The sequence below is a fragment of the Aestuariibaculum marinum genome (assembly GCF_014596975.1).
Taxonomy (GTDB): Bacteria; Bacteroidota; Bacteroidia; order Flavobacteriales; family Flavobacteriaceae; genus Aestuariibaculum; species Aestuariibaculum marinum.
On the sequence record NZ_JACVXD010000003.1, the window covers coordinates 120,161 to 139,943 of the forward strand.

Annotated in this window: 13 protein-coding genes; 8 read left to right on the forward strand and 5 right to left on the reverse strand. The window is 35.2% G+C overall.

From position 1 onward, the window contains the following. Window positions 1-17 precede the first annotated feature (17 nt). The 8 genes from ICJ85_RS07860 to mqo all read left to right on the forward strand — a co-directional run bounded on the left by ICJ85_RS07860 (window position 18) and on the right by mqo (window position 13,440). Window positions 18-1,976, forward strand: a complete 1,959-nt coding sequence (locus ICJ85_RS07860; protein ID WP_188223246.1) for a peptidylprolyl isomerase — start codon at window positions 18-20, stop codon at window positions 1,974-1,976. A gap of 29 nt (window positions 1,977-2,005) precedes the next feature. Next, window positions 2,006-2,833, forward strand: coding sequence for a peptidylprolyl isomerase (locus ICJ85_RS07865; RefSeq protein WP_188223247.1), 828 nt, complete (start codon window positions 2,006-2,008; stop codon window positions 2,831-2,833). After that, window positions 2,796-4,244, forward strand: a complete 1,449-nt coding sequence (locus tag ICJ85_RS07870) for a peptidylprolyl isomerase (protein WP_188223248.1) — start codon at window positions 2,796-2,798, stop codon at window positions 4,242-4,244. The genes ICJ85_RS07865 and ICJ85_RS07870 overlap by 38 nt, the downstream gene beginning before the upstream one ends. A gap of 3 nt (window positions 4,245-4,247) precedes the next feature. After that, the gene (locus tag ICJ85_RS07875) at window positions 4,248-5,201 is read left to right on the forward strand and encodes an AAA family ATPase (protein WP_188223249.1); all 954 of its coding nucleotides are present in this window, start codon (window positions 4,248-4,250) and stop codon (window positions 5,199-5,201) included. A 530-nt stretch (window positions 5,202-5,731) separates the two neighbouring features. Continuing rightward, window positions 5,732-8,524, forward strand: a complete 2,793-nt coding sequence (locus ICJ85_RS07880; protein ID WP_188223250.1) for a bifunctional aconitate hydratase 2/2-methylisocitrate dehydratase — start codon at window positions 5,732-5,734, stop codon at window positions 8,522-8,524. A 232-nt stretch (window positions 8,525-8,756) separates the two neighbouring features. Continuing rightward, a complete protein-coding gene (locus tag ICJ85_RS07885; protein WP_188223251.1) occupies window positions 8,757-11,024 on the forward strand; it encodes an aconitate hydratase in 2,268 nt (755 codons plus the stop codon). 106 nt (window positions 11,025-11,130) lie between these two features. Further along, complete coding sequence (gene mazG, locus ICJ85_RS07890) at window positions 11,131-11,904, forward strand: nucleoside triphosphate pyrophosphohydrolase (protein WP_188223252.1); 774 nt, start codon at window positions 11,131-11,133, stop codon at window positions 11,902-11,904. 171 nt (window positions 11,905-12,075) lie between these two features. Next, window positions 12,076-13,440 carry a malate dehydrogenase (quinone) gene (mqo, locus tag ICJ85_RS07895; RefSeq protein WP_188223253.1) on the forward strand — a complete coding sequence of 455 codons (1,365 nt, stop codon included), beginning with the start codon at window positions 12,076-12,078 and terminating at the stop codon, window positions 13,438-13,440. A 68-nt stretch (window positions 13,441-13,508) separates the two neighbouring features. Here the strand turns inward: mqo and ICJ85_RS07900 are convergent, their stop codons facing one another. The 5 genes from ICJ85_RS07900 to ICJ85_RS07920 form a co-directional block, all read right to left on the reverse strand. After that, window positions 13,509-15,482 (reverse strand): DUF349 domain-containing protein, encoded by a 1,974-nt coding sequence (locus ICJ85_RS07900; protein ID WP_188223254.1) that lies wholly within the window; start codon window positions 15,480-15,482, stop codon window positions 13,509-13,511. 128 nt (window positions 15,483-15,610) lie between these two features. Further along, the gene (locus ICJ85_RS07905; protein ID WP_188223255.1) at window positions 15,611-16,354 is read right to left on the reverse strand and encodes a shikimate dehydrogenase family protein; all 744 of its coding nucleotides are present in this window, start codon (window positions 16,352-16,354) and stop codon (window positions 15,611-15,613) included. Beyond that, window positions 16,347-17,366: a DUF368 domain-containing protein gene (locus ICJ85_RS07910; RefSeq protein ID WP_188223256.1), complete on the reverse strand. Its 1,020-nt coding sequence runs from the start codon at window positions 17,364-17,366 to the stop codon at window positions 16,347-16,349. Before ICJ85_RS07910 ends, ICJ85_RS07905 begins: the two co-directional genes overlap by 8 nt. Continuing rightward, entirely contained in the window at window positions 17,367-18,287 is a 921-nt protein-coding gene (locus tag ICJ85_RS07915) for a DUF368 domain-containing protein (protein ID WP_188223408.1), read from the reverse strand. It abuts the gene before it with no gap. Window positions 18,288-18,338: 51 nt separating this feature from the next. After that, window positions 18,339-19,727 carry a tetratricopeptide repeat protein gene (locus tag ICJ85_RS07920; protein WP_188223257.1) on the reverse strand — a complete coding sequence of 463 codons (1,389 nt, stop codon included), beginning with the start codon at window positions 19,725-19,727 and terminating at the stop codon, window positions 18,339-18,341. Between the last annotated feature and the right edge of the window lie 56 nt (window positions 19,728-19,783).

A 19,783-nucleotide genomic window follows, 5' to 3' on the forward strand; every position in this document is an offset into this window, starting at 1 on the left:
TGGTATAAATTTTTAATATGAATATAAAGTATATTTCTGTATTATTCTTCACCCTGTTTTTAGTTCAGGTAAAAGCCCAAAATTCAAACGAAGCTATCTTGTTTACAGTCGATAGTGATCCGGTTACGGCTTCGGAGTTTATGAGGGTTTACAATAAGAATTTAGATCTGGTGCAAGACGAGTCCCAAAAAGATGTCGATGAGTATTTAAAATTGTTTACCAATTACAAATTAAAATTAAAGGAGGCCAGAGCTTTAAAACTAGATGAAAAACCATCTTATATTCGTGAATTATCGAATTATAAAAAACAGTTAGCTAGCAGTTATATTACTGATAACAAGGTGACGGAGGAGTTAGTCGAGGAAGCCTACAATCGCGTGTCTTACGACGTAAAAGCCAGTCATATTCTTATTAAATTACCAGAGAATGCAAACCCTAATGATACACTTGTAGCTTATAATGATATTACAAAACTTCGAGATCGTGCTTTAACAGAAGGGTTTGAGACTGTTAGAGAAGATGTACATAACGGGCAAACCATTTACGGTGAAGATTTAGATTGGTTTTCCGGATTTAAAATGGTGTACAAGTTCGAAAATAAAGCTTACAACACCTCGGTAGGTGAAATTTCTATGCCGTTTAGAACCCGTTTTGGGTATCATATTGTATTTGTGAAAGACAAGCGCAAATCTAGAGGAGAGCGAACCGTAGCTCATATTATGATTTTTCACAAAAAAGACGATCCTTCACAGGAGCAATCGGCACAACGCATTCAGGATATTTATAAAAAACTACAGCAAGGGGAGACGTTTGAAACTCTAGCAAAACAATTTTCTGAAGATCAGAGCACGGCTTCAAATGGTGGTCGGTTAACGCCTATAAGTAGCGGACAGTTAAATTCAAAAGTTTTTGAAGATACCGTGTTTGGTTTAGAGGAAGTTGGCGATATTTCTGAACCTGTAAAAACCGATTATGGTTGGCACATTATTAAATTATTAAACAAAAAGCCGATTGCAAGTTTCGAAGACATGCGTCCTGAACTAGAGCAAATGGTAAAGCGTGATGAGCGTTCTAAGTTAATTGATGACGCGCTGTATGCGAAGTTAAGAGCAAAATATGGTGTTTCAGAAAAGCAATCTGCTTTACCTTATTTCGCTGGGTTGTTAAATGATGATTATTATAAATTGTCTTGGAAGTTGCCCGTAGATTTTGAGGCTGCCAAACCTTTAGTTAAAATAGGCGATGAACAATTGTTGTTTAAGGATTTTGGTAATTTCTTAGTGAAAAATCAACATTATAACCGCAGTGCAGATAGTTTTCAGAATATAGTAGATCAGGCTTATGTAACCTTTTTAAATAACAACCTGGTAAAATACCAAGAGGAGCATTTAGAGGAAGAAGACGAAGATTTTGCTCATATTGTTGGAGAGTATCGTGATGGATTGTTATTATTCGACTTAATGGAATCGACCATTTGGGATGCCGCTAAAACAGATTCTTTGGGGGTTAAGAATTATTACAATACTCATAAGGATAAGTATATGGCTCCCGAGAAAATAGATGCGGTTGTAGCCTCATCCGCTCAGCATAAAACACTTAAAAAAGTGTCTAAGTTGCTAGAGCAGGGTATGGCGGTAAAAGATATTAAGGCTTTAGTGAATAGTAATGATAAAATAGATGTTATCTTTACAGAAGAAATCATGGATGCTAGTCATCAGGTATTACCAGAGAACTTTGAATTTAAAAAAGGAGTGTCTAAAATTTACAAACATAACGATGCATTTGTTATTGTAGATGTTAAACACATATTGCCTGCATCTCAAAAAACATTCGAAGATTCAAAAGGATTAGTACTTAGTGATTATCAAACTTACAAGGAAGAACAATGGGTAGCAGAGTTAGCTGCGAAATATCCTGTTGAAGTAAACCATGAGGTTTTAAATCAAGTAAAATCTCAACTAAAACTAAATAAGTAAATCAAGTGCGATTTAAAAGTCTCTCAATATTGGCGTTGCTTTTGGCAACCTCTTGTCAATTTTTCAAAGAAGTTGATGACCGTGTTCCTGTGGCACGAGTAAATGAAACGTATTTATATTATGATGATATTAAAGATTTAGTATCTGAAGGGACATCAAAGGAAGATAGCACGCTTGTTGTTCAGAATTATATCAATCAATGGGCAACCCAGCAGTTATTGGTAGATGGTGCTAAATTGAATTTAAGTGAGGCAACACAAAATAATTTTAACAGGCTAATCAATCAATATAAAAACGATTTATATACCAAAGCTTATATGGAGGCTTTGGTAGCTCGAGAAATTGATTCTGTAATTTCAAAAGAAGAGGCGGAGACCTATTATAACATTAATAAGGAAGCGTTTAAGTTAAACGAAGAATTAGTTAAGTTCAGATATATTCATATAGATGAGAATATGAATAACTACAAATCTGTAGTTGAGCGATTTAAACGATTTAACGATAAAGATAAGCAGGTTTTAGATTCGTTATCTATTCAGTTTAGGTCTTATTCGTTAAACGATTCTATTTGGATAAAAGTAAATCAGGTGGTCAAAAAAATTTCAGCGATTAATGCTGAAAATAAAGATCAACTGTTAAAAAAATCTAATTTTGTGCAGCTCAAAGATTCATTAGGAGTATATTTGATGCAAGTGAACGATGTGTTATTGCCAAAGGAAACGGCGCCGTTGGAGTATGTAAAACCAACCATCGATCAAATTGTAATCAACAAAAGAAAGCTAGAGCTTATTCGAAAATTAGAAAAAGATATAACCAAAGATGCCATTACAAATAAAAAATTCGAAATCTATAAATAATTTGAAACATATATTCGGTTTATGCATAGCGTTACTTGGATCACAAGTAATGATTGCTCAGGAAATCATTGAAGATGAAGTTAAGGAAGAAGTAAAGGAGACCAAAACCGCAAATCCCAATGCTAAAAAGGTAGATGGTGTAGCAGCTGTAGTTGGCGATTATATTTTATTAGATTCTGATGTGGACAAAGCTTATGTGCAGTTACAGGCACAAGGTGTAAATACAAAAGATATTGGCCGTTGCGAATTGTTTGGTAAACTTTTAGAAGACAAATTATATGCGCATCACGCTGTGCAAGATAGTATCATTGTGTCGGACGCACAGATTCGACAAAATGTAGATTATCAAATCGAACAATTCTTACAGTCTACAAATGGATCGATGGAGAAACTATTAGACTTTTACAACAAAGATGACGAACAAAGCTTTAGAGATGAGATGTTCGAAATTAACAAAGCGAACATGTTGGCTCAGGAAATGCAAAAAAAGATTGTAGGAGAGATTGAGATTACTCCGGAAGAGGTTCGTGAGTTTTTCAATAAAATTCCAAAAGATCAGCGTCCTACATTTGGTACCGAGTTAAAAGTTGCTCAAATTGTTGCTGAGCCAAAAGTTGCACCAGAGGAAAATCAACGCATCATCGATCAGCTTAAAGAGTTTAAAAGAGACATCCTTGAAAATGGTGCAAGTTTCCGTTCTAAAGCCGTATTATATTCAGAAGATCCTGGTTCGGCAAGTAAAGGAGGAAAATATATTTTAAACAGAAATCAGCCTCGAATGGTTAAGGAATTCAGGCAAGTGGCTTTTGCACTTCAAGAAGGCGAGATTTCAGAGCCTTTTAAAACCGATTTTGGATATCACATTATTTATTGTGAAAAAATTAGAGGTCAGGAACGTGATGTGGCACATATTTTATTAACGCCGAAAGTATCAGATGAAGCTATTAAGGAAGCGAAAGAGCGTTTAGAAAAAGTAAGACAGCGTATTGTTGACGGAGAAATTTCATTTGCCGATGCAGCCAGAGAGGCAAGTGACGAAAAGGAAACCAGAGGAGATGGTGGTCAGTTAATCAACCCGGCAACGCAAGATTATAATTTTGAATTGACTAGAATGGATACCGAGTTATATACTCAAATTCAGAATTTAAAAGATAACGAGGTAAGTTTAGTTTACAAAGAAGAAGATCGTACTGGCGGCGTGAAGTTTAAAATATTAATGGTTACTGATAGGATTGATGAGCATGAAGCAGATTATGCCCGCGATTATTTAAAAATTAAGCAATTAGCATTAGACGAAAAGAAAATTGATGCTATCGCTGATTGGCAAAAAGAAAAAATCATGGATACTTACATAAAAATTAGTGGTGAGTATAGAGATTGCGAATTTTCTAGTAACTGGTTAAAAAAATAATATATGTCTGATGTTTCCGCTATTGAACAATTTGTAAAGCAGTATAAAGATTTAAAAACCGAAATCGCCAAAGTTATTGTTGGTCAGGATGAGGTTGTAAATCAAATATTAATTTCCATTTTTTCTGGCGGACATTCACTTTTAATAGGGGTTCCCGGGTTGGCAAAAACCTTAATGGTTAACACTATTGCTCAGGCCTTAGGTTTAGACTTTAAGCGTATTCAGTTTACACCCGATTTAATGCCTAGTGACATATTAGGTAGTGAGATTTTAGATGAGGACCGTCACTTTAAATTTATTAAAGGACCTATATTTTCTAACATTATTCTAGCCGATGAGATTAACAGAACGCCGCCAAAAACACAAGCAGCTTTGTTAGAGGCTATGCAGGAACGAGCAGTAACGGTTGCTGGTCATCACTACAAATTAGATTTACCATATTTTGTTTTAGCAACGCAAAACCCAATTGAGCAAGAGGGAACATATCCATTACCAGAGGCACAATTAGACCGTTTTATGTTTGCTATTAATTTAGATTATCCAACGTTTAAAGAAGAAGTAGAAGTTGTTAAATCGACTACAACAGATTCTAAAAAAAATATAAATGCTTTGTTTTCTGCTAAGCAAATTATCGATTTCCAACAGTTAATCCGTCGTATTCCTGTAGCCGATAATGTTATAGAATATGCAGTAACTATGGTTGGTAAAACAAGACCAAATTCTGATGCCGCTGCCGATTTAGTTAAAAATTACATCGACTGGGGAGCAGGGCCAAGAGCATCTCAAAACTTGATTCTCGCAGCTAAAACCCACGCGGCTATTCATGGTAAGTTTTCACCAGATATTGAAAACGTTCAGGCGGTAGCTAAAGGTATTTTACGTCACCGAATTATTAAAAACTACAAAGCAGAAGCCGAAGGTATTTCCGAAAATCAAATTATAGAGAGTTTGTTTTAAAATTCTTGTTTTAAGTAAAAATACTTATTAATAAATTAAGTATTCATTCATACGCACTTTATTTAATTAACTATTCTGTTGTTTTGTTAAGTATTCAAGATATTAGTGGTATTTGTGAAGCTTCAGTGTTATTTAAAATAATAATTTTGTTAATTTATTGGAGCTTATCATTCTATTTGAGTTATTTGTTATATACGTATTTTGAGAAACCAATGACCAATTTAAGAGATAAGCCATTATTTAAAAAGATATTGAATTAATAGGGTTACCAAAAAAACAATTTTTTAATGAATTTCATTAAAAAACTTCAAGCCATATTAAATAATTATAGTACAATAATAATTAAGTATCAAGAGGCATGGTATTCTGAGTTTTATTTTTAAAACTTTGTATTAATTCAGTACTTTTGCGAGGCTAAAGAAAAAACTAAGTTAAACGGCTTTAAACAATATATAGGGGCTGTAGTCTGGATAACTGAACTACAGAAAATTATTTTTAAGAGCCAAAAATTGAAATGACTTCTAAATAATATGAATATGTACAACGATTACATCAAGGAAATCGAAGAACGAAAAGCTCAGGGATTACACCCAAAACCAATTGATGGTGCTGATTTATTAAGCGAGATTATTGAACAAATTAAAGATGAGAATAACGAGAAGCGTGAAGATTCGCTTAAATTTTTTATTTACAATGTAGTTCCAGGAACAACTGGAGCGGCAGGTGTAAAAGCAAAGTTTTTAAAAGAGATTATTCTTGGTGATGCTGTTGTTGAAGAAATTAACCCAACATTTGCTTTAGAATTACTATCGCACATGAAAGGTGGACCTTCTATTGAGGTGCTTCTTGATTTAGCGTTAGGAAACGATGAAGCAATTGCTAAGCAAGCCGCTGAAGTATTAAAAACACAAGTATTCTTGTATGAAGCAGATACAGCGCGCTTAGAAGAAGCTTATAAAGCAGGTAATGTTGTCGCTAAAGATTTATTAGAGAGTTACGCGAATGCTGAGTTCTTTACAAATCTTCCAGAGGTTGAAGAAAAAATAGATATCGTTACGTTTATCGCTGGAACTGGTGATATTTCAACAGATTTATTGTCTCCAGGTGCTGATGCGCACTCTAGATCAGATCGTGAGTTGCACGGACAATGTATCTTCGAGCATAATAAAGAGATGCAACAAGAGTTAACAGCGTTAAAAGAACAACACCCAGATAAACGTGTGATGTTAATTGCTGAAAAAGGAACGATGGGAGTGGGGTCTTCAAGGATGTCAGGGGTTAATAACGTGGCGTTGTGGACAGGTATTCAGGCAAGTCCTTATGTGCCATTTATCAATATTGCACCGATTATTGCAGGTACTAATGGTATTTCTCCAATTTTCCTAACGACTGTTGGTGTAACAGGTGGTATTGGTATCGACCTTAAAAACTGGGTAAAGAAAACTGATGAAGCTGGTAACACCATTTTAGATGAAAACGGAGATCCTGTTTTAGAGCAAGCCTATTCTGTTGAAACTGGTACAGTGCTTACTATTAATACTAAAGAGAAAAAATTATACAACGGAGATGTTGAATTAAAGGACATTTCGGATGCCTTAACGCCACAGAAAGTGGAGTTTATTAAAGCTGGTGGTTCTTATGCTGTGGTTTTTGGTAAAAAATTACAAACAATCGCTGCTAGTATTTTAGGTATTGAAGCGCCAACGGTTTATGCGCCTTCTAAAGAAATTTCTGTTGAAGGACAAGGTTTAACGGCTGTTGAAAAGATCTTCAATAAAAATGCTGTTGGAACAACTCCTGGAAAAACGTTACACGCCGGATCTGATGTTCGTGTTGAAGTAAATATTGTAGGATCTCAGGATACTACTGGATTAATGACGTCTCAGGAGTTAGAAGCGATGGCAGCTACGGTTATTTCTCCAATTGTTGATGGGGCTTACCAGTCAGGATGTCACACAGCTTCAGTTTGGGATAACAAGTCTAAAGCGAACATTCCTAAATTAATGAAGTTTATGAATGACTTCGGATTAATCACAGCGCGTGACCCTAAAGGAAACTACCACGCGATGACCGATGTTATTCACAAGGTATTAAACGATATTACGATTGATGATTGGGCAATCATCATTGGTGGTGACTCGCATACACGTATGTCTAAAGGTGTGGCTTTCGGTGCCGATTCAGGAACGGTAGCACTAGCTTTAGCAACTGGTGAAGCAACGATGCCAATTCCACAGTCTGTGAAAGTGACTTTCAAAGGTGAAATGAAACCTTATATGGATTTCCGTGATGTGGTACACGCAACACAACAACAAATGTTAAAGCAGTTTGGTGGTGAGAATGTATTCCAAGGTCGTGTAATTGAAGTTCACATTGGTACACTAACATCAGATCAAGCCTTTACATTTACAGATTGGACTGCAGAGATGAAAGCCAAGGCGTCTATCTGTATTTCTGAAGATGATACGTTAATCGAGTCATTAGAAATTGCAAGAGATCGTATCCAGATCATGATTAAAAAAGGTATGGATAATGAAAAACAAGTACTTCAAGGACTTGTTGATAAAGCAAATGCAAGAATTGAAGAGATTAAATCTGGAGCTAAACCAGCGTTACGTCCTGATGCTAATGCTAAATATTTTGCTGAAGTTGTTATCGATTTAGATGAAGTTATTGAACCAATGATTGCCGATCCAGACGTAAACAACGACGATGTTTCTAAACGTTATACACACGATACCATTCGTCCGTTGTCTTTCTACGGAGGCACAAAGCAAGTAGACTTAGGTTTCGTTGGGTCTTGTATGGTTCACAAAGGTGATATGAAAATTTTAGCACAGATGTTAAAGAATATCGAGGCACAACAAGGTAAGGTTGAGTTTAAGGCTCCTTTAGTTGTTGCTCCTCCTACGTATAATATTGTGGACGAATTAAAAGCTGAAGGAGACTGGGAAGTATTACAGAAATATTCAGGATTTGAATTCGATGATAATGCCCCTAAAGGTTTAGCACGTACTAAATACGAAAACATGCTTTACTTAGAGCGTCCAGGTTGTAACTTATGTATGGGTAACCAGGAGAAAGCAGAACCAGGTGATACCGTAATGGCAACATCTACGCGTTTATTCCAAGGTCGTGTGGTAAAGGATTCTGGAGAGAAAAAAGGAGAATCTTTATTATCATCTACTCCGGTAGTTGTATTATCTACAATTCTAGGTAGAACACCTAATATTGAAGAGTATCAAGCTGCAGTTGAGGGTATTGTTTTAACTAAGTTTAAACCACCTCACAAACAATTAAGCACAGCTGCTGTTGCATTATAATTTAACCTTTAAATGATCTGAAATTTTTAGACATTTATTGAAGAATATAGAGCCGGGTTTGAATTTTTATTCAAGCTCGGTTTTTTTATGACTTTTATCTTCAACAACAATCTCTACTTTTCTATAAGATAAACTCAATATAAATAGTCTAATATTTAGTTAATTAGTAAGTTCTATCGCAATTTTTTTAATAAATTAGAGGGAATTTAAATACATTAAAAAAGAAAATAATATGGCATTTGATATTGAAATGATTAAAGGTGTTTACTCGAAAATGGCGGAACGAGTTGATGCAGCTCGTGATGTCGTAGGGAAACCTTTAACGCTTTCTGAGAAAATATTGTATAATCACCTTTGGGATGGAAATCCAACCACAGCGTTTACAAGAGGGAAAGATTATGTCGATTTCGCTCCAGATAGAATCGCATGTCAGGATGCAACGGCTCAGATGGCTTTACTGCAATTTATGCAGGCAGGAAAAAATAAAGTTGCAGTACCTACTACAGTTCACTGTGATCACTTGATCCAGGCAAAGGACGGTGCGGCTGCGGATTTAAGACAGGCGAATAGTGTAAGTAGTGAAGTATTTAATTTTTTAGAGTCTGTTTCAAATAAATACGGCATTGGTTTTTGGAAACCAGGTGCAGGTATTATTCACCAGGTGGTATTAGAAAACTATGCATTCCCTGGGGGAATGATGATTGGTACCGATTCGCATACAGTAAATGCTGGCGGATTAGGTATGGTGGCTATTGGCGTTGGTGGGGCCGATGCGGTAGATGTTATGGCGGGTATGGCTTGGGAACTTAAGTTTCCAAAACTTATTGGTGTGAAACTAACAGGTAAATTGTCCGGGTGGACAGCACCTAAAGATGTAATATTAAAAGTGGCTGAAATTCTTACCGTAAAAGGAGGAACAGGAGCTATTGTTGAATATTTCGGACCGGGAGCAACAGCGATGTCCTGTACTGGTAAAGGAACCATTTGTAATATGGGGGCCGAAATAGGAGCAACGACGTCTACTTTTGGTTACGATGAATCTATGGAGCGTTATCTAAGAGCTACGGAAAGAGCAGACGTTGCGGATGCCGCTAATAAGGTAAAAGATTATTTAACTGCCGATCCTGAAGTTTATGCCAATCCAGAGCAGTATTTCGATCAGGTTATTGAAATAAACTTATCGGAATTGAATCCGTTGTTAAACGGACCATTTACGCCGGATTTGTCGACACCTGCAGGAAAAGAAATGGCTGAAAAAGCCAAGACTAACGATTGGCCTTTAGCGGTAGAGTGGGGATTAATCGGGTCTTGTACCAATTCTTCCTATGAAGATTTATCGCGGGCATCATCAATTGCTCAACAAGCTTTAGACAAAAAATTAAAAACTAAAGCAGAATTTGGTATTAATCCTGGATCAGAGCAAGTGCGCTTCACGGCAGAACGTGATGGTATTCTGGAAGTGTTTGAAAAGTTAGACGCAAAAATATTTACCAACGCTTGTGGTCCTTGTATTGGGCAGTGGGCACGATATAGTGACCCTAAAAATGCGCCAAAAAATAGTATAGTGCATTCGTTTAACAGGAACTTTGCAAAACGTGCCGATGGTAACCCTAATACGCACGCTTTTGTGGCATCACCAGAATTAACTGCGGCTATCGCAATTGCAGGCCGTTTGGATTTCAACCCGATGACGGATAAATTGATAAATGAAGAAGGGGAAGAAGTGATGTTTGATGAGCCAACAGGATGGGAATTACCACCAAAAGGCTTCGAAGTAAAAGATAATGGATATATTGAGCCAGAAGAAGATGGTAGTCATGTTCAGGTTAATGTTAATCCAGAATCAGAACGCCTTCAATTATTAACACCATTTACACCGCTTGGCGATGACATTAAAGGCGCTAAATTATTAATTAAAGCCTTTGGTAAATGTACTACTGATCATATTTCAATGGCAGGGCCTTGGTTGCGTTTCCGTGGTCATTTAGATAATATTTCTAATAACTGTTTAATTGGGGCAGTGAATGCTTATAACCAACAAACAAACTTTGTTAAAAATCAATTAACCGGAGAGTATGGTGGCGTGCCAGATGTGCAGCGTCATTATAAAAAAGAAGGAATTAAAACGGTTGTTATTGGAGATCACAATTACGGAGAAGGGTCGTCTCGTGAACATGCCGCTATGGAACCAAGACATCTAGGTGTTGCGGCTGTAATTGTAAAATCTTTTGCGCGTATTCACGAAACAAACCTTAAGAAACAGGGTATGTTAGGTTTAACTTTTGATAACGAATCAGATTACGATTTAATTCAGGAGGATGACACGTTCAACTTTTTAGACTTAAATGAATTTGCTCCAGATAAGCAATTAACCTTAGAGGTTGTTCATGCCGATGGAAGCAAAGACGTTATTAAATTAAACCATACGTATAACGAGGCGCAAATTGCATGGTATAAAGCGGGGTCAGCTTTAAACCTTATTGCAGCTCAAAATGCATAATCTTTAATTGAACTTACTATAAAAATCCAGCTAATTAGCTGGATTTTTTATTTTAATTAATCACATAAAAGTTATAGAATCGTATTTTTACCAAAAACTTACCTAAATGAATACAAGAGCAGATCAACTTAAGGCATTCGATAGATTGTTAACCATTATGGATGAGCTTAGAGCCCAGTGTCCATGGGATAAAAAGCAAACTATGGAAACCCTTCGTCATTTAACTATTGAGGAAACTTACGAGCTAGGCGATGCTATTTTAGATAATGATTTAGAAGAGGTAAAAAAGGAGTTGGGAGATGTGTTACTTCATATAGTGTTCTACTCTAAAATAGGAAGCGAAACGAATGATTTCGATATTGCCGATGTATGTAATGGTATTTGTGAAAAGTTAATTAGTAGACACCCGCATATTTATGGTGATGTAAAGGTTGAAAATGAGGAAGACGTTAAGCGTAACTGGGAAAATTTAAAGCTTAAAGAAGGGAAGAAAAGTGTATTAGAAGGTGTCCCTAATAGTTTGCCGGCACTAGTAAAAGCCAATAGAATTCAGGAGAAAGTAGCAGGAGTTGGTTTTGATTGGGAAGAACCAAGCCAGGTTTTGGAAAAGGTAGAGGAAGAACTTAAAGAATTGAAAGCTGAAATAGATTTTAATAATCAGGATGCCATTGAAAGTGAATTTGGAGATGTTATGTTCTCCATGGTTAACTACGCCCGGTTTTTAAATGTGAATCCTGAAAATGCATTAGAACGCACCAATAAAAAGTTCTCAAAACGATTTCAATACCTGGAAGAAAAGGCTCAGGCTTTAAATAAACCATTGAAAGAAATGACTCTGGCAGAGATGGATGTATTTTGGGAAGAGGCTAAAAAACTGTAAGCTACTTTATAAATATGTTGAGTTTGAAGTAATAAGCTTGACATATTTCTAATATTATTTACGAATTATTTCAATACTAAAAAATAAATAATATTGTTGTAGCTATAGATTTTAATTCTTTAAGAAACGATTATCTTTGCATCCGATTATAAAAGACACAAGGTTTCAGAAATGGCTAAAACGATTAAGCACTCCGAGTTTGTTCTTATCGGAGGTGGAATAATGAGTGCCACATTGGCAATCCAACTTTTTGAGAAATTTCCTGGTAAGAAAATAACAATTATTGAAAAACTGCCTAAAATGGCGGAAGAAAGTTCCGAAGCATGGAATAATGCAGGAACAGGACATGCCGGTAATTGTGAGTTGAATTATACTCCGGAAAAGAAAGGCGCTGTGAAAAAAGGTTCTATTGATACCACCAAAGCAATTAATATTTCAGAACAGTTTAACGAAACACTTAGTTTTTGGAAAGATTGTGCCGAAAAAGGGTATATCAAGAATTTATCTAAATGTATAAACGAAGTACCACATATTAGTTTTGTTGAAGGTACCAAGAATGTAGAATTTTTAGAAAAACGTTGGAATGCCCTAAAGGAAGTACCTCATTTTAGAGATATGGTATTTTCTAAAGATATTAATGAAATTAAAGAATGGATTCCCTTAATGATGGAGGGCAGAGATGAGAAGGAAAGCATAGCTGCTACATATTTTGAGAAGGGATATGATGTGAATTTTGGAGAAATTGCCGATCAGTTATTTAACTTTTTAGGGAAACAAGATAATGTCGAGTTAGTAAATAATAGTAACGTATACAATTTACAGCAAACAGATAATAAGCGTTGGTTAATTTCGGTTAAAGGACAAAGTGTTGGTAAACACTGGAAGATTGTAACAAACTACGTGTTTATTGGTGCTGGTGGTGGTGCTTTGCCATTATTGGAAAAGTCGAATATAAAAGAAGCCAGAGGTTACGGCGGATTCCCAATTAGTGGATTATGGTTACGTTGTACAAATCCAGAAGTTATTGAAAGACACCAGGCCAAAGTTTACGGAAAAGCCAAAAAAGGGTCACCACCAATGTCTGTACCTCACATGGATACTCGAATGATTAATGGTCGTAAGGAGTTGTTATTTGGTCCGTTTGCTGGGTTTACGACCAAGTTTTTAAAGCATGGTTCTATGTTTGACTTACCAAGATCGGTTGAGTTTGATAACATTATGAGTCTTCTGGGCGCGGGTTATCAAAATTTACCATTAGTTAAGTATTTAATTAAGCAGGTAAGTTTAAGTTTTAAAGACCGTATGGAAATGCTTCGAGAGTTTTATCCGGAAGCTAATGATGATGATTGGAAGATTGTTGTAGCTGGTCAGCGTGTTCAAATTATTAAGCGTAATAAAAAAGGTTTTGGTAAACTGGAATTTGGAACCGAAATTATTGTTTCTAAAGACAAGACTATTGCTGCTCTGCTAGGCGCATCGCCAGGAGCATCAACTTCGTATTCGGTAATGAAGAGTGTTATTGAAAAATGTTTTTAAAGATTATTATATAAATTGAAAAAGCGGCTTAAATGCCGCTTTTTTATGGGGTAATTTATGGTTTCTGATTAATACAGTTCTTTAATTTTACTAAGCTTGGTTTCCCATAAATCTAAAGCTTCTTTATGGGTTTTGATGTTATTATGAACCTCCTTAACTAAGGGATTGTTATCATCTACATTTGTGAAAAACTGTAAGTTGTTTTCTAATTGATTGATTTGACTCTTAACTTCATCAATTTTCTTACGGATAAATGAACGCTCGTTGTCTAAATCTCTATTATCGTCTTCCGTGTTCATATGGTCAAGTTTGGTTTCAAACTTAATCATTTCAACCTCATTTTTGTCCATTTCAAGCTTCGATAGTAAATCATCTACGGCTTTATTGAATTTTCCTTCAATATAGCGTTTATCATTAGGCACACGCCCTAATTCTTTCCATTGATTGGTGTATTCCTTAATTTGTTCGACACCTTCTTCTTTGTCCGTAAATGGTTTTAGGTTTTTAAGCGTATCTAGAAGTTCTAATTTTTTACCAAAAGCTTCTAAACCTTCTTTATTGGCAGCATTTCTTTTGGCGTGTAATTTATCAAAGTAAAAATTACAAGCAGCTTTAAAACGTTTCCAGATTTTATCACTGTCTTTACGAGGTACATGACCAATTTTTTTCCAATCGCTTTGGATTTTTTTCATCAATGGAGTCGTTACTTCGTAATCTTCACTATCCTTATTGTCTTCAGCGATTTTAATTAAATCCAGTTTCTTTTGAAGATTGGTGTATTGTTCCTTTTTTAGGTCTTTATAAAATCCGTTTTTACGTCTGTTAAATGTTCTTACAGATTCTTTAAATTTAGCCCAGGTGTTTTCATTTTCCTTAATAGGTACCTTACCGGCATTAAAAAATGATTCTCTCAGCTCTTCAACTTCTTTAATTTTCTTTTGCCATCCATTGTGAGAAGTAATATTCTCTTCTGATATTGCTTTAATGGCTTCTATAATTTCAAGTTTGGTTTCTAAATTCTTTTCATAAACCTTATCAATTTCCTGAAAATATAACTGGCGCTTGTCGTTTATCGTTTTTGTAGCTGCTTTAAACTTATTCCAGATGTCTTCTCGGAATTCACGTTGTACCGGGCCAAGTTCTTCTTTCCACATTTTGTGAAGCTCCTGTAACTCTCTGAAAGCACGCAGTACATTGTCGTCTTTAGCAAGTTCTTCTGCTCGCTCAATAATCTTAAGCTTTTGTTCTAAGTTATGCTTAAAATCAAGATCGCGTAAATCTCTGTTAAGGTGAAGGAAGTCGTAAAACATTTCCACGTGGTGGTGGTAGCTATTCCAGGCATTATTATATTTATCTCGAGGAATAGGACCTGTATTCTTCCAGCGTTCCTGAAGCTCTTTAAAGTGCTTGTATGTGGTGTTTATATTTTCTTCAACGTTAATTAAGCCTTTAAGCTCTTCAATAATTTCAAGCTTATCGGTTAAATTTTGTTTTAGATTTTTTTCAATATTCTGATAGTACTCGTTACGTTTTTTGCGGTAATCGTTATAGGCAGCTTTGTAACGTTTTTGTACTGGTGAGCTGTAGTAGAAGTCTATTTCATTACCTCCCTCGTTTAAGAAATCCTCTTTCTTTTCATCTAGTAAAGCCTGAAACTTATTTTTGAACTCATGATTGATACCTTCAACATGTGTTTTAATAGCTTGAACCTTTTCTGTTCTAAGAAGACGCTCCAACTCAATAGCGAGTGCTTCAAGCGACATGGTGTCGTAAGCTTTCAGCTCGATAGTATGCCTGTCTTTATGACCTTCATCTTCTGCATCTTCAGCGTTAGACTCATCAATTTCATTTACACCATCATCCTCGCTTTCAGAATCCGAAGTAGAAGTAGCGACACTTTGGTTTTCTTCTTCGGCTTCAGATGTGTTCGCATCAGTAGATTCGGTAGACTCTAGAGACGTGTTTTCAACTAAGTTTTTTTCAGAATGTTCCTCATTCTTACTTTGCTCTTCTTTTCCGTTCAGGTTATTTAAATCAGACATTTTAAAAATGTTAGGGTTCGTAATACAGCTTTGCGTGTTTAAAGATACTAACAAGTCTATTATTTACAAATATTTAGAAGGCAAATTATTTGTGTCTGATGTACGAATAATTAAAATTTTTATTGAGTTTAAATAGTAACATCCCAGATGGACCATGCTTTTTCGGCTTGAAAAACCAACATGTCTAAGCCGTTAACTATAGTAGCATGACGTTCTTTTCCTAATCTTAAAAATGTGGTTTCTTCTGGATTATATATAAGATCGAATAAAATGTGTTTGCCGGTTATACCGTTGTAAGGAATATCAGGGTGATTTTCAATATTTGGGTAGGTGCCTAACGGTGTACAGTTTATGATAAGCAGGTGCTCTGCTATAATAGCTTCTGTTAACTCATTATAAGTATAGGTTACTCCTTCAGAAGCAGTGCGAGACACGTAATAATATTTGATTCCCAGTTTTTTAAGACTGTAGGCAATAGCTTTGCTGGCACCACCTGTTCCTAAAATTAAGGCCGATTTATGGCGGGTTTTCAGATGAGGTTTAAGCGATTTTTTAAATCCGTAGCAATCGGTGTTGTAACCAACAAGTTTTCCTTTTTTGGTAATTTTAATAGTGTTAACAGCTCCAATAGCCTTGGCTTTTTTATTTAATTTATCAAGGTAAGGGATGACCTCTTCTTTATAAGGAATCGTCACGTTTAGGCCCTTTAAACCTTTTGTGTTTTTTATGATATCAGGAAATTCTTCAATAGTTGAAATATCGAAGTTTTCGTAGGATGTGTTGGTTATCTGTTCGTCTTCGAACTTCTTTTTAAAGTATGATCTTGAGAAAGAGTAGGAGATATTTCTACCTAAAAGCCCTAGTTTATTCATTAATTTTTCGTGTTTTTTGTCCGTAATATTCCAAACCTAAAACAATCGCAATTCCAAAGAAAATAAAAGCTATGGCGTAATATGTTTCGGTATGTAAATCAGGAATGTAACGTTGATAGTTAGCAATTATTTTTTTACCAGTTGAATCAAGAATCGGTTGGCCGTTGTCTGCAAGTTTATAAATGGTATGTTTCCATGGCCAAACGACACCTAAAGAACCTACTATAAAACCAATAATAGCAGACAGTGTAATGCTTTTGTAGCGTTTTAAAATAAAGCTAAGAATATTAGAAAACGTTACTAGTCCGGCAACAGAACCTATAGTGAAAACGGCCAGAACTTTTAACATACGTATGCGTTGCTGATTGTGGATAAAATTAAAGTTACCACTAATAATGTCTGAAAACGTGTCGTATAAAGCATTTACAGAATCCACTAACAGGAGGACATAATTTCCTAATAAGATAAGAATAAATGACCCTGAAAATCCTGGTAATGTCATTCCTGAAACGCTAATCATGCCGCAAAAAAATACAAACCAAAGATTGTCATTTTCTTTAGCTGGGCTTAAAAAGCTAATGCCGGCACCTAACAAAATGCCAATGGCAAGAGAGGTATATGTGCGATAGTTCCAGTCTTTAAAATCCTTATTTATATAATAAATAGATCCGATAATCATACCAAAAAATACGCTCCATACATAGAGTTCGTAATGTTCAATAAGGTAATCTAACACTTTGGAAACACTAAAATAACTAACAATCATTCCGAAGAATAATAAGCTAATAAAGCGACCATTGATGTAATTGTAAAAGCTTTTGTATCGCCCGTTAATTAGTAATTTAAAAGCCTTACCGTTAATTTTTTTTAGGGAATAAATAAATTCCTCATAAAAACCGGCAACAAAAGCAACAACACCACCAGACACACCAGGCACTTTATTGGCAGCCCCCATTCCTAATCCTTTTAGAACCAGAAAAATTTTATCTTTAAGTGTTCTAGTGCTTTCCATTTATGCTTTTTTGGATCCTACTTTTTCAAGAATAAAAATAGTTAAAAATCCGAGGATCATTAAAGTTATGGCGAATACAATTTGATTATTACCATCAAAAGCAAAAGGGGAGATGCTTTTTTGAATTAATGGGGATTGTATGCCTTCGGAATTTGTATGCCATGAAATCGTTTGTTTCCAAGGCCATACTTTGTTTAAAGAACCGAATATAAATCCGGTAAGTAAAGCTAAAGTAATGTTATGATAGTTTTTAAATAGCCATTTTAACGCATGACTAAAACTCAGTAAACCAATAATAGCTCCTGAAAAAAAGATGATTAACTTTTTAATATCAACATCATGAATCGCATCACTTAAGGTTTTATATGCTCCCAGAATAATTAATATGAAAGATCCTGAAATTCCGGGAAGAATCATGGCGCATATGGCAATAGCCCCAGCGAAAAATAAAAACCAGTCGCTATCGCTATTTTCCATTGGGGGTAATGAACTAATGTAAAAAGCTATTATTGCACCTACAATAAGTGCTAAAATTACAGCGGCGTTCCATTTTGTAACTTGCTTACCAACAAAATAGATACTCGCTACAATAAGACCAAAAAAGAAAGACCAGATTAAAATAGGATGGTTTTCAAGAAGGTATTTGGCCAGTTTCATAAATGAAACATAACTGATAACAATACCACTTAAAAGGGCAAGAATAAAATTACCATTGACTTCTTTCCAAAAGGCTTTAACCTCTTTGGTGAAAAGTGTTTTAAACAGCGAAAGATTAATGTTGCTAATCGTTGAAATTAATTCTTCGTAAATTCCGGAAATGAAAGCAATAGTTCCTCCAGAAACACCTGGAACAGCATCGGCTGCACCCATGGCTAAGCCTTTAAAAGTAATGATTAAATAATCAATTAAGCGTCGTTGCATATTTTGGTTTTGCATAAAAACCAAAGGTATACATTTTAATTAAACAGACGCTTACTGATTTGTTTTTAGTATGTTTTTAACAAGTATTTTATTGGCAATTTCAGGGAAAAGTTCCTCGATAATAAAGGCATAATCTTCGTTATGATCTATACCATTTTTTAGGTAAAAAATACCCTTGTCGTTTTCATTTAAAGAAAAATATAAACCAGCTAAACGATATTCAATTTCTGAATTTTCAGGATAGAATTCGATAGCTTGTTCGAAGTTATAAATAGCAGCTTCGGGCTCACCAAGTTTTATTAAAATGTCTCCTCTTGAAAGCCAGGTGTTTAATTCGTAGTTTCCTAATTCTAAAGCTTTTTTATAACCGCGTTCCGCTTCTTCTAAAAAGTTTAAACGATGATTAATTTGTGCGTATAGTTTCCAGTAAACTACATTTTCGGAATCTATATTAATGGCTTTGTTGATATAATAAAGCGCTTTCTCGTAGTTTCTTTTTTTGTTGTAAAAACGAGTAATGGCAATCCAGCCTTTGTCTAGTAAAGGATCTTCATGAACCGTTTTATAATAGTATTGAACCGCTAATTCATCATTTTGAAGTTTCTCATGACAGTTACCAATACGTAATAAGGCAAACGATGTCGGATCGTCTAATTCTAGGGTAATTGTATAGTTTTCAATGGCCTCATTAAAACGTTTCAGTTTTTCTAAAACCTTACCACGTTCTAAATAAGCACCAACGAAGGTATCATCGGAAATAATAGCAAAATCGTAGGCTGCTAGTGCTTTTTTGTAATTTTTAAGGTTATAATATTGCTTACCTAATTGATGCCACGCAACTTCACAGTACGGGTTTTTATCCAGAAAGACTGTAAGGTAGTCAATAGCTTCTTCATTTTGATTTAGGAAGTCGAAACAGTAAATGATATTATAAAGAGCAGAATAATCGTCTAAATCTTCTTCTAAACACTTCATGAAACATTCTTTAGCTTTTTCAAATTCATCCAGAAACAGGTATTCCATTCCAATAAGAGAATATAAATCAACAACGTCATCAGTCAAATCAAGCGCTCTTTTAAGCACATCAATGGCTTGCTGATGTTCGTCTTTTTTTGAAAAGATATTGGCTTTTTGGATGTAGATCTCTTCATTCATCGGATCCAGATTATAAAGCTCATTAAGCAACGTGTCTGCTTCAATAAGTTTGTTTTCAAACACATAAACTTCAACTTTAAAAAGTCTGAGATTGACAGAGGTAGGATGCTGGTCTAAACCGAGTTTGATGGCTTTTTTAGCTAAAGCTATCTTACCTTGATTTAGATAGTGATGAATGATATTTTCAAATTCCTCTGAGTCAAAAAACAACACGTGGTTTGTTTTTAACATCGACTCGAATTTGGTTAGAGGTAAATTGTTGTTTTCATCTTGACTAAACTCCATAGGCACATTTGTAAAGTTCTACTACTATAAATTTAATGTTCTATTTTAATGATTAG